The 12326-nt window shown below is 43.2% G+C and carries 9 protein-coding genes; 5 read left to right on the plus strand and 4 right to left on the minus strand.

Annotated features, from left to right (window positions below; all coding sequences use genetic code 11):
* Positions 1 to 257: 257 nt before the first annotated feature.
* Positions 258 to 3248 (plus strand): DUF6701 domain-containing protein, encoded by a 2991-nt coding sequence (locus D8S93_RS14445; protein ID WP_413743277.1) that lies wholly within the window; start codon positions 258 to 260, stop codon positions 3246 to 3248.
* A 64-nt stretch (positions 3249 to 3312) separates the two neighbouring features.
* On the opposite strand, the gene D8S93_RS14450 is transcribed toward D8S93_RS14445, so the two are convergent.
* The 4 genes from D8S93_RS14450 to pcp all read right to left on the minus strand — a co-directional run bounded on the left by D8S93_RS14450 (position 3313) and on the right by pcp (position 6925).
* Complete coding sequence (locus D8S93_RS14450; protein WP_005386186.1) at positions 3313 to 4605, minus strand: DEAD/DEAH box helicase; 1293 nt, start codon at positions 4603 to 4605, stop codon at positions 3313 to 3315.
* A gap of 170 nt (positions 4606 to 4775) precedes the next feature.
* Entirely contained in the window at positions 4776 to 5762 is a 987-nt protein-coding gene (locus D8S93_RS14455; RefSeq protein WP_152813902.1) for a CobW family GTP-binding protein, read from the minus strand.
* A 63-nt stretch (positions 5763 to 5825) separates the two neighbouring features.
* Positions 5826 to 6089, minus strand: coding sequence for a hypothetical protein (locus tag D8S93_RS14460; RefSeq protein ID WP_134645831.1), 264 nt, complete (start codon positions 6087 to 6089; stop codon positions 5826 to 5828).
* A gap of 197 nt (positions 6090 to 6286) precedes the next feature.
* The gene (pcp, locus tag D8S93_RS14465; protein ID WP_152813904.1) at positions 6287 to 6925 is read right to left on the minus strand and encodes a pyroglutamyl-peptidase I; all 639 of its coding nucleotides are present in this window, start codon (positions 6923 to 6925) and stop codon (positions 6287 to 6289) included.
* Between the two features lie 287 nt (positions 6926 to 7212).
* Here pcp and D8S93_RS14470 point away from each other — a divergent pair, with 287 nt between their 5' ends.
* From D8S93_RS14470 to trpB, 4 genes are all read left to right on the plus strand, one after another.
* Positions 7213 to 7461: a hypothetical protein gene (locus D8S93_RS14470; protein WP_152813905.1), complete on the plus strand. Its 249-nt coding sequence runs from the start codon at positions 7213 to 7215 to the stop codon at positions 7459 to 7461.
* A 307-nt stretch (positions 7462 to 7768) separates the two neighbouring features.
* Complete coding sequence (locus D8S93_RS14475) at positions 7769 to 7981, plus strand: cold-shock protein (RefSeq protein ID WP_005375644.1); 213 nt, start codon at positions 7769 to 7771, stop codon at positions 7979 to 7981.
* A 294-nt stretch (positions 7982 to 8275) separates the two neighbouring features.
* On the plus strand, positions 8276 to 10522 hold the full coding sequence (gene rnr, locus D8S93_RS14480; protein ID WP_152813907.1) for a ribonuclease R: 2247 nt from the start codon (positions 8276 to 8278) through the stop codon (positions 10520 to 10522).
* A gap of 401 nt (positions 10523 to 10923) precedes the next feature.
* Positions 10924 to 12147: a tryptophan synthase subunit beta gene (gene trpB / locus D8S93_RS14485; RefSeq protein ID WP_152813909.1), complete on the plus strand. Its 1224-nt coding sequence runs from the start codon at positions 10924 to 10926 to the stop codon at positions 12145 to 12147.
* Positions 12148 to 12326: the final 179 nt, after the last annotated feature.

The raw sequence follows: 12326 nt of genomic DNA on the forward strand, positions 1-12326 counted from the left end.
TGGTTAATTATTATCTTTTACCAACAAATAGTTACATGAATAAAGCGACTCATGTCACACTTAGCTATTGAACTAATCTCATACTTACGTTCTAATAACGCCACTAAGCTTTGGTATGACATACGAAATAAAAATAGCCAAAGTTCAATAAGTAAGCGGATTAAAAACCAAAAACACCGCCGACATTTCAACTTCTGTGAGCACTTGCTCACGCTCGCTTGATGCCATCTTGTTCCACTTTTTTAGGACATTTGATGATGCGTCTTTGCAGTATTTTCGCTGCGGTTCTTGTTTTACCGCTAGCCTCACACGCCACCACCTATGACTTAGCAGATATCAAGTCAAACACTAATGTTGCCTTTTGTAAAAACGGAACCATTCATGTAACGGGTTCTACTTACGATTGCACTACAAATATTGTTCTCCCGAAAGGCGATCAAATTATAAATAGTAGTCAAAGCTCATCGTCTTTAACCGCTCATGGTTCCATAACACTCCGTGGGCAGAATGTCATAGGCTCAAAGGAAAGCCCTATAAACATCAAAGCTAAAGGAACTTGGTTAAAAATTAATGGTAATAGCTACGTACTAGGTAATGTCTCTGCTTTAGGTTCTATAAAAATAACTGATAGTGAAATCGAAGGAGATATAGAAACCAATGGTGTTGGTGGAAATGGCCGTTCTGTCGAGTTTCACGGAGAGCACAACGTCCTTAATGGCAACATCATTGCTCAAAGTGACGTGTACATCGAATCTGGTATGTTCTGCGGTGATATCAAATCAAAAGGAACAAAAGTAGAAATTAATCAACTGGCATCGTCGCTTTCTAATACACCAATAGTTGTGGGCAACATCAATGCTCTATCGGGGATAAATCTTAATAATACGACAGTTTTTGGTTCTTTGACATCTCAGGGACATACTGTAGATACAGGTTTTGGCACGACCAAAATATATGCTAATAAGCAAGCTATTTCGGCAATGCATTTTTCAATTAATAACTCCAATACTTCTATTTGCGGTAGTGTGACAGCCACCCTAGAATCAAGTTCAAATTTCAACCACTATTGTGGCATTGATGAACCCAATTGTGGTTACGCAAATCAAACACCAACAACTTGCCCTATTCCTTCTTATATCCCTGAATGTAAAATTACGCCTCCATCAGAGAACGACTTCGACCTAAGCGTCACACCATCGGACGATATGGCACTGATGTGCAGCGACGATCTTCCGCAATTTACAGCAACAACAACCAATAATGGAGAAGTTGTAAGCGCAGAAGTCAGTGCTGCCCTATCACACCCTGACTTGTTCACTTTAGAGGTGGTCAAAGGTCAGCAGATATTAAAAGCAAACCAATTTATGTCTGACGACAATGGTGAGCTCGTTGTTCGAGTGGTCCCGAACGATATTGATACCATCGCGTTAGGTACTAACTACACGCTGACTTTCACTATGGCAGAAGACACCAGCAAGCATCAAACGGTTAACTTTATGTTTACGCCATTTATGTTTGAGGCCTACTCAAAGACGAAAAGCGCCACTTTAAATGAAATACGCGTTATTGCAGGTAAACCAGAAAACGTGCATACGCGATTGCTTGCTTGTGCTTCCACCGGCGAACCTGTAGTCGCAAGCAACTACAATGGTACTCCTAAGGTTTTTCATCCATTGGTTCAACCATTAGGAGGAAGTGAAGGAAACTTTAGCTATTCAGCGGAATTTAAAGACGGCTTGTCTGAACATGGTCTTATCACGAACGAGTCCGGCATATTTGAAGTGACACTGTCCGATCATTTTGAATGTGAGGGATTTGAAGAGTGCCCTGAAGAAGGCAAAGTGGAAGTGAAAGGAACATTTAATGTGTACTCGCGACCATGGACACTGGCTATCTGTGACAACCAACGTGCTTTGCCTTCTGGCACCTCTGAACAAGGAGATGGGTTTATTGCCGCCGGAGAACTTTTCTCTCTAACAGTGAAGCCGATCATTTGGCAAACTGACGGCTCTGTAAGTGGTTCTGTTGAATCAGCACGTTATTGTGATGCCTCTATCACCCGTAATTTTATGCTTGATGACGCTCCAGCAGCATCCGTTGTCTTGTCGAGTGAGCAACATACGCCATCAGAGACAGCGAACCAAACCTCGAAATTGCTAAAAAGTAGTTACTCACTGGCTCAGGCGCATAATTCAGCCAAGAATGATCAATTCGTCTTTAATGGATTATATTGGGAAGAAGTCGGGAGCTTGAGAGTAAAAACAAACCTAGAAAATAAATATCTAGGTATGACTGTTAACGAAGGCTATCGTTACATCGGTCGTTTTTACCCAAAATATTTTCAAGTGCAAGACCAAGAATGGCACTACCCACATGGCCAAACTTTTGCTTACATGAATCAACCTTTTGAAAAAGTCACTTACGATGTTGTCGCACTCAATGCGAATAAAGAAAACGTGAAGAACTACGTCCACTTTTCATCTAACCTTCAACAACATTTCGATTTAGGCGAGCTAAGCTCATACTCCGAACGTTTTTTGCCGCCTAAGCCTAAGAAGGTAGACTGGAAACTACTGGGTAGCGCGAGTGTTGGAACGTTTGTTATCGAGAAGCCCTCAACCAACGCGACTTGTAACAATAGCCCATGTTGGAAAAAGAACACAACCGATAAACAATACCCTGATGGTCCATTTAATAATGGGACTAACAGTGACAGCAGCAAAATAGGTATAGTCACGACTAAAGCCGTTGATGAGGTAAATTTCTTTGATAACAGCGAAGTGCTCACTCAACAACCGGACATTCGATTCGGTCGTTTGAACTTTCAAGATGTAGGTGGCAACCAAGGCATGGTGATCAAAGTGCCACTTGATGTGGAAATTTGGCAAAACGGTCGATTTACGACTAACTTCGATGACAGCTCAACAACGGCGAATGGTGAATATTACTTCAGCACGCCAATTTGGTCGCATGCGCCAGCAAACAACGCCCTGCTTTCTGGCGTTGGAACGATGAGTATTGGCAGAATGACCGATATCGTTGCAAGCCAAATTGACTCAGCGCGCGAGCAAATACAATTCCACCTAGATTTAGACAGCTCAGGCAATCGCATCCCTTGGCTGAAATACGACTGGTATAGCTCTACAAGTGAAGAGGAAAACCCACCCGTCATTGTTACGTTTGGTATTCACCGAGGAAACGATCGCATTATTTATCGTGGTGAACCCAATATGCTTGGCCTAAATTAACGCGAAACGGAAAACGAAAAGAGCCCCTCAATTGAGGGGCTCTTTTTACACAAACTGATGTAATTTACTTTGCGCCACGACGCGCTTTCAGGCGCTTCACCATAGCAAGACGACGCTCTGCCGACCCTTGGTCTGTTGCCGACTGGTTCGGATTATTACGACGACCTTGACGATTCTTGAATGCTGGTTTTGAGTGCAGCTTTTCAATGTAAGATTCACGCTGTTTTGGTTCATAGCCTGCAAGCTCAATACGGCGAATGCGTTGCTGGATTAGATTTTCAACCTGAACCACCGTGAGCTCTTCATCTCGATTTACAAATGAAACAGCATGACCTTGTTTACCTGCACGGCCCGTACGACCAATTCGGTGAACGTAATCTTCCGCTAGGAAAGGCATGTCATAGTTCACAACGTGAGGTAAGTCTTCAATATCTAGACCTCGAGCAGCGACATCGGTAGCCACCATGACACGTGCTTTACCGGACTTGAACTCTTCTAGCGCACGACGACGAGCACTTTGAGCACGGTCACCATGACAAACCACCGCTTTGATACCATCAAGTTTCAGCTCTTTTACCACTTCGTTTGCGGTCTCTTTGTAGTTCACAAATACCAACACTTGTTTCCAGTTTTTGCGACCAATTAGCTCTGAAAGCAGTTCCGTTTTTCGCTCTTGATCAACTGGATATAGCACGTGAGCAACTGTTTGTGCCGTAGTATTTGCACGCTCTACTTCGATACGTTTTGGTTTACGCAGAATGTCTTTCGCTAACAGATTTAGCTGGCTTGAAGTCGTTGCCGAAAACATCATGATTTGTGGGTCTGTATCCACATCCAGCATGATCTTACGAACTGCATGAATAAAGCCCATATCCAAGATACGGTCTGCTTCATCAAACACCAAAAACTCTAAGTGTGCCACCGAGACATTACCTTGTTCGATGTGCTCTTCCAATCGACCAGGTGTAGCCACAAGGATATCAACACCATTTTCCAGTGCCGCAACCTGAGAAGACATTTTACGGCCACCGAAAATCGCCGCCACCGACAGATTGGTGTACTTCGTATAAGCTTTGATGTTGTCAGCAATTTGTTCAGCAAGCTCGCGAGTTGGAGCCAAGATAAGTGCACGAGCAGTCTTACGAGAAGCGCTACGGTTACTGTCTAACAACTGCTGAATCATAGGCAGAGAAAACGCAGCCGTTTTACCAGTACCTGTTTGTGCTGTAGCGAAAATATCATGGCCTTTGCGAGCCATTGGAATCGCCTTCTGTTGAATTGGCGTTAACTTTTCATAACCGCATTCTGCCAGTGCTTTAACCACTTCTGGCGCAAAACCTTGAGATGAAAATGACATTGAGCGTATTCCTTAAACAAACCACTAAAAATAGCTTTAAAAATTTAGCCGTGCACTATACCCGAATTTGAGTGATTTATCTCACTTTTCTCATTGAAACGCTACAAAAGCAAAAACGGCGAACGCAGACAGATTGCTGGCTCACCGTTTCCGTTTAACATTTGTTCGATTTAACGCTTGATGCCAGACAACTGAAGGAGAATTTGCTCAAGTTCATCCCACGGCAACAGCTGAGAATCTATCACTTCTAATCGTGATTCAAACCCTTCTAAGCTGATTTCATTCACCGACACGACTCGGTTTGCAACATTAAACGCGTAGCACCCCTGATCCGTGTTGACCACCGCTTTAACGCGTTCCGCCGTTAAGTCCGAAAGCATTGAGAAAAGTTTATCAAAATCAAACGTGTACTCTGCCCCAAACAACCACCCGCAGCTAAAATACCCTTGCCCTTTGTTCTCTTTGCGCACAAAGGCTTCACCTGGCGGCAACTGGAATTGAGGCTCTTGGTGAGCATGGTCATGATGATGTGACTCGATATGGGAAGAAGCGCTGCCGTAAACCCGTTCGATATCCAAGACTTCTATCGGTAACTCACCGTCATGAATAAGCTTACTGAATACTTTTGAGGGAGATTGGTCCGTCACCCAGTCATTAAACACATCAATGTCGTGACTGGTACAAAGGTCAACCTTACTGCCTATAACCACATCTGCGCTGTCTAACTGGTCCACGAAATTTTGGTTAGAAAGATATTTTTCATCACTTAAGTTACGCGGATCAACCAGAGCGATCGTCGCTTTTAGATCAACGTAAGGTTCATACTGTTCTGAGGTAAGCGTCGCGATAACCTGTTTTGGATGACCAAGGCCTGTCGGCTCAATCAATAAACGGTCCGGTTTTTGGCGCAGTAACGCGGTAATACCGACCGACATCGGCACACCCGCCGTGCAACACATACAGCCACCCGGCACTTCTTGAATCAGCGCACCTTGGTCGGTCATCAATGCACCGTCGATGCCAATCTCACCAAATTCATTGACCAAAACCGCCCAGTTTTCGTTTTCCGGTTTGTTCTTCAGTAGATTTAAAATCGTGGTCGTTTTACCGACACCCAAAAATCCGGTCAGTATGTTGGTTGGTACTCGATTTGACATGCTTATCTCCGACACGTTAGTGCATTAATGCTCCCGCAAAGTATACGGAGAATGTGACTCGCTTCAACGCTTTTTATCGCGCTCATCAAGCTCATTGCGTGATGCTTGGGTACACATTTTTTGAGAATGATCAGAGTGACTTATCAACTCTGAACGCTTCATATCAGAAAGATACATACTGGTGTAAATGACGCAGGTAAAAAACGCGATAATAGCGACTACGATGGGAAGAACTCCGAGTGTGTTTTCGAATTTAAGCGCAGCGATAGCCAATGCGAAAACAACGACAGAGATAAGTGCGATAGACTTACTTTTGTTGCTTTTCATGATAACTCGCCTTTCGTAAGGGTAGCCCCTAATACCTCCTGTATTAGGGGAGTGCCAGTTTGAACAACATCCAACCTGACTATTCAATGCTACTCCTTTCGCTACTTGTGAAATTTGACAAAGCTAACATTTATTACAACATCAAACGATGAACTTATTACTAGCTTTCAGACACTTAGTGGACTGTAAAACACTTACTAGCAAATCGACCCGCCGCTGACCAATATGTCGTTTTCATTGGCAATACAAACTTGAGCCACCAGCCTTAGCCCTTCGACTATCATCTCCAGAGACATGGAAGGCTGACTGCCATCTACTGCTTGTTCTGGCAATAATGGGATATGAACAAACCCATGACGAACAGGTTTGTCTTTTAGATAATGTTGGATGCCATAAAAAAGGTGGTTACATACAAATGTTCCGGCACTGTTAGAAATCTGGCTAGGTATCCCCTGCTTTTGCAGCGTTTGAACAATACGCTTTATCGGCAGTGTCGAGAAGTAAGCATCTGGGCCGTCCGCCACTACGGGTTCATCAATCGGCTGATGACCAGCGTTATCTGGAATACGAAAATCATCCACATTAATTGCGACACGCTCTGGGGTGATCGCGCCACGTCCAGCCGCTTGCCCAACGGTAATCACACAATCTGGCTGGTGCGCTTCTATTGCATCAATAACGGTATTCAGTGACTCATACCGAATCACAGGAACTGGGCAAGTAACGATCATGGCATCTTCTATTGCCGCAGCCTCTAATCGCTTGACCGCTTCTAAGGCGGGGTTAATGGCGTCACCACCAAAAGGTTCAAAACCGGTAATCAGGACTTTCTTCATAACAGCCTTTAGGAAAAGAGTTTCACAAATTATTGCACTCCCCTTCACCCCATCCAATAGCAAAAGTATTGTTGACATAAGCCAGACAACATTATGTGACTCATGTCTAACCAGCGAGGGTTTTCACTTTATTGAATCTAAACAAGTTCCGGACTATCGAGACTAACTATCGATGATTAGTGGCAGGGCTTGGCTCTCTCATTACATGACTCACGCAGAAACTTGGTTTCCACGCTTAACTTAGGTAGAGTACGCGACCGCAATGCAATTCGAAGAGATTGAATACAATGAATATTGATAACCATGTAATCGAAACGATTGAAGAGTTAGAGGCATTTCTGCATTTAGTAGAAAGCGGCGCTCTGGGTCTTGAAGGTGTCACTGGCGTTGCGCTAGCCACCTCTAATACCGATGGCCGTCCATTTGTTGCCGTATTAGGAGAAAAGCACCAATTGCTCCTTGGCCGCTGGGTTTCGCAGCACGTATATGACAATGGTAAAGACATTGTTCGTACCGGCCCAACCAGAAAACACTAAGCGCTCAGCACCATTTATAACACCATACCGTCTTATACACCAAGCGTATGCTTTGAAAGCAATGCGCTTGGTGTACTTAAAAAATAAAAAAAGAAAAGGCTAGCCTTTATTAATTTTGTCGGTATACTGCACATCAGCTCTTACGGAAAGAGCTATTAATGTAATTAAAGATCAAAGTTTCTCTCAGTTCCACATCGAATTCCTCGTTTACGTTCCTGCGACAAAATAGTTATCTCTAAAATCATATAGTAGCACTTGATATTAGCTAAAAATTCAATATTTAAAACAATCAAATATAGAGGTATCTATGTCTAATAAATTAACTGGTTCAGTAAAATGGTTCAACGAAACTAAAGGTTTTGGTTTTATTTCTCAAGACAATGGCGGTGATGACGTATTCGTTCACTTCCGTTCTATTGTTTCTGAAGGCTTCAAAACTCTTACTGAAGGCCAAAAAGTATCGTTCGTTGTTGAACAAGGTAACAAAGGTTTACAAGCTGCTGAAGTAACTGCACTGTAATTCTTTGTGTGGCATCAACGTTGTTGGTGCCACCATCCCCTTCCACTTATTACCGCCCTTACTATTCTCTATCTAAGTTTATATACCCAAATCGCTTACCTCTCCCATACCGTCATTAATCACTTTCAATAAAGTCACTTTGGTATACATCTTTAGGTAATCACACTACCTATCTTGCAATTCCAGTTTGGAATTAAATTAATCTGATTCATATCTGAATCACTTCGCCTCATGCTTTGCTCATATAAATAAAGTTTATAAAATAAAAGCGATTGGCGAATATAAGAGAAAAAAATGAAATTAAATATATCCGCACAATCAATAAATTCTAATAATTACGAGCACATTATCCCTAGCCGAGACGTTATCCTTAGCCTATTCGATAAAGTTAAAAATCACTTAAGTCACGAGCAAATTTCTCGCTCTACTGGCTTAGATGAGAAACCACAAAAAGACGCTTTAAAAAAACGTTTACGCGCTATGGAGCGCGATGGCCAGTTAATTTTCACGCATCGCCGTGGTTATAAGAAAGTCGATCAAACCGCTTTGGTTTCTGGAAAGGTCAGCATTCACGCAGACGGCTTTGGTTTTGTCACTTACGACAGTAATGAAAAAGACCTTTTCTTACCTAAACACCAACTTACTCATGTGTTTGATGGCGATATCGTACTGGTTCTGAAAGGCAATGCTCAGCATCAAGGACGCTCAAATCATCGTTTCATCAAAATAGTGGAACGAAAAACAACCCACATCGTAGGCTTGTTAAAGAGAAAAGGTTCGAACTTCTATCTAGTGCCAGAAAGCGCGAAACTGACTCAAACCATTCATGTCACACCAAATGATCTTATCACCAAAAGTGCCGGTAAACTCGTTCATTGTAAAGTCACTGCCTATCCAGATCACAGACAATCAACAACAGTTGAAGTGGCTGAAGTATTAGGGCGTCCGGGAGAAGCAGGGATCGAAGTTAAATTGGCGTTACGTCGACATGGCATCAATGACCATTGGGATGATGAAGTTCTTCACGCTGCTTCCGCATTTGGCAATCACGTAGAAGAAAAAGACAAAACGTCCCGAGTGGATTATCGAGATTTACCGTTCGTCACTATCGATGGGGACGACGCGAAAGACTTTGATGATGCCGTTTACGCATACCAAATGGACAATGGGCATTGGAAGTTATTCGTCGCGATTGCAGACGTATCTCACTACGTTCAGCCAAACGACCATTTAGATCTTGAGGCGCAATCTCGTGCAACGTCCGTTTACTTCCCCGGATACGTTGTACCAATGCTACCAGAAACATTATCTAACGGTTTGTGCTCGCTTAACCCGAATGAAGACCGATTGGTTATGGTATGTGAGATGACCTTTGACGACGAAGGTAACATGCTAGATTCAGAGTTTTCTGAAGGGATCATTCACTCGCATGCTCGTTTAACTTATAACGAAGCTTACCGCATTGTTTCCCAATCAACGGAAGCAAAAAAATACCAAGGTAAGAACCCAAAACAAAACATTAAACAGCATCTGGTGAATCTCCATCGCTTGTATTTGAACCTATCTGGTCAACGTCAAGTCCGTGGTGCCATTGATTTTGACACGCAAGAGCTTTCATTCACGTTAAACAATAAAAAGAAAATCGCGTCCATCGTTCCTGTAGTTCGAAATGATGCCCACCGAATGATCGAAGAATTCATGCTGTGTGCCAACGTTGCCACCGCTCAATTTTTGCAGCAACAAAAAATATCGAGCTTATACCGCGTGCACTCTGGTCCTCAGATGAAAAAACTGTCTTCATTAAGAATGATGCTTGCAGACAAAGGGCTAACGCTTGCGGGTGGTGATAAACCAACTTCTCATGACTACAACGCATTACTGGAACAAGTACGAGATTTAGATGAGTGTGATGTGATTCGTACCCTACTGCTACGTTCTCAGAGTCAAGCCGAGTATTCGCCGAAGAATATGGGTCACTTCGGTTTAGCCTATGACGCATACGCACACTTTACTTCGCCAATTCGTCGTTACCCAGACTTACTCGTTCACCGCGCCATTCGCGCTAAACTTCGAGAGCAAAAAACAGGCAAGTTACGCAGTCTGCTCATGAAACTAAAACCTATTCGTCAATTGACAGGTGCTGCGAACAACTACCCTTACGATACAAAAGTAATCGAGCAACTGAGCGTGCACTGTTCGCATCAATCTCGTCAGGCAGATGAAGTGAGTCGAGAGGTTGAGTCAGCACTGAAATGTCATTACATGAAGCCATTTATCGGGCAACACTTCATGGGGACGGTGTCTGGAGTCACACACTTCGGGGTATTTGTTGAGTTAGAGGAAAACCGAATCGAAGGTCTCATTCCTTTATCAAGTTTTCAAAATGGTGAGTTCGAATTTGATGCAGTCAAACAAAAAATTTCTAGCCAGAGCACCACGTTTACTTTAGGGACGAAAGTGCACGTGTTAGTTAAAGACGTCGATTCGAAACAAAGAAAGATCATGTTCAATTTAAAAGATGCAGAACACACGGTAGGTTAGTCTGTTGTAGTCTATTTTCTAACCCATTGTTCAAAAATAAAAAATAAGCTTTAGATACCGCGATTAACTTGTGACATTTCGCTGACATCAGCTCATTCTAAAACCCTAATATCTGGCAAAGGAAACGAATCTAACTTTTGTTTCCAGACACCATCGCAGAGTGTATTTCCAGCACTCTGTTTGCCTCGAGAGGTTCTTATGACAGCCTAGGATCTCTCGGGGCTTTTTTGCGCCTCTTAAACCCCACCTTATGTTGTATCCAACCCGTTAACAACTACACAAATTGTACTTTTTAACTAGTTCACTAGATCGCGAATTCTGATTTAAGCAACTGATCACACAACCTCTTCCAAATTTTGGGTATAAAAGTATCAATACTTTCGTTAACTAGGATGTAAATAATGAAAAACTCGTTTGATCTCACCATGCCCAATGAAGAAGGATACTTTGGTGAATACGGTGGTAGCTTCGTGCCGCCGGAGCTTGAACAAATCATGCGTGACATCAACGCAACTTATGAGGAATGCAGCAAAGATCCTGAATTTAAAGCGGAACTTGCTCGCCTATATAAGCACTTTGTTGGACGACCTAGCCCAATCTTCCATGCAGAAAACTTGTCTAAGAAATACGGAGCAGACATCTACCTAAAGCGCGAAGACTTAAACCATACAGGCGCACATAAAATTAACCACTGCTTAGGAGAAGCCATTCTCGCTAAAAAGATGGGTAAGAAGAAACTGATTGCGGAAACTGGCGCAGGACAACACGGTGTTGCGCTTGCTACAGCCGCGGCATTGGTTGGCTTGAAATGCGATATTTACATGGGTGAAGTTGATATCGCCAAAGAGCATCCGAATGTCGTCCGCATGAGAATCCTTGGTGCTAATGTCATTCCTGCCATTCATGGGCGCAAAACTCTCAAAGAAGCGGTTGATTCTGCCTTCGAAGCCTACTTAAAAGATCCTGACACACAACTTTATGCGATAGGCTCTGTCGTTGGCCCTCACCCATTCCCTAAAATGGTACGAGATTTCCAATCAATTATCGGTAACGAAGCACGAGTTCAATTCAAAGAAATGACAGGCAAGTTACCCAATAATCTCGTCGCATGCGTTGGAGGTGGTTCTAACGCGATGGGGCTATTTACTGCTTTCTTAGACGATGAACAAGTCGCCATTCACGGCATCGAGCCAGCGGGCTGCTCTTTGCAAAAGGTTGGCGAGCATGCTGCAACACTCACACTTGGTGAGCCAGGTATTATGCACGGATTTAAGTCTTACATGCTCAAAGATGAGCAAGGTGAACCTCAAGAAGTGTACTCTGTAGCAAGTGGCTTAGATTACCCATCGGTTGGGCCTCAGCATAGTTACTTAAAAGACATTGGCCGTGTCAATTACGGCTCAATCACCGATGACGAAGCGATTGATGCCTTCTTTGAACTGTCTCGCGAAGAGGGGATTATTCCAGCGATTGAATCTTCACACGCTGTCGCTTACGCGATTAAACTCGCGAAGCAAGGAGAAACTGGCTCAATTCTTATCAACTTATCCGGTCGCGGTGACAAAGACATTGATTTTGTCGTTGAACACTACGGCGCAAAATACGGCATTGAATCAATTGTTTAGTCCCCGTTTGGTAGGCTAACTGTCTATACAAAAAGCTACCTATTGCTAGGTAGCTTTTTGTTTGCGCCTTATTTCCCCTACATGCTCTTTAAAGGCTTAACTACACAGTCCAAATCTTTTACTTTTGAGAAATAGGCATAGCTTGAGAAAGCCCTATCACTCACCACTCCAACTATGCC

The sequence above is a fragment of the Vibrio sp. VGrn 2 genome (assembly GCF_009361695.1).
GTDB classification, from domain to species: Bacteria; Pseudomonadota; Gammaproteobacteria; order Enterobacterales; family Vibrionaceae; genus Vibrio; species Vibrio diabolicus.

Excerpts from the sequence above, each read along its gene's own strand:
- trpB (WP_152813909.1), top strand. The coding sequence starts at position 10,924 with ATGAAAAACTCGTTTGATCTCACCATGCCCAATGAAGAAGGATACTTT.
- rnr (WP_152813907.1), top strand. The coding sequence starts at position 8,276 with ATGAAATTAAATATATCCGCACAATCAATAAATTCTAATAATTACGAG.
- D8S93_RS14450 (WP_005386186.1), bottom strand. The coding sequence starts at position 4,605 with ATGTCATTTTCATCTCAAGGTTTTGCGCCAGAAGTGGTTAAAGCACTG.
- D8S93_RS14475 (WP_005375644.1), top strand. The coding sequence starts at position 7,769 with ATGTCTAATAAATTAACTGGTTCAGTAAAATGGTTCAACGAAACTAAA.
- pcp (WP_152813904.1), bottom strand. The coding sequence starts at position 6,925 with ATGAAGAAAGTCCTGATTACCGGTTTTGAACCTTTTGGTGGTGACGCC.
- D8S93_RS14445 (WP_413743277.1), top strand. The coding sequence starts at position 258 with ATGCGTCTTTGCAGTATTTTCGCTGCGGTTCTTGTTTTACCGCTAGCC.
- D8S93_RS14460 (WP_134645831.1), bottom strand. The coding sequence starts at position 6,089 with ATGAAAAGCAACAAAAGTAAGTCTATCGCACTTATCTCTGTCGTTGTT.
- D8S93_RS14470 (WP_152813905.1), top strand. The coding sequence starts at position 7,213 with ATGAATATTGATAACCATGTAATCGAAACGATTGAAGAGTTAGAGGCA.
- D8S93_RS14455 (WP_152813902.1), bottom strand. The coding sequence starts at position 5,762 with ATGTCAAATCGAGTACCAACCAACATACTGACCGGATTTTTGGGTGTC.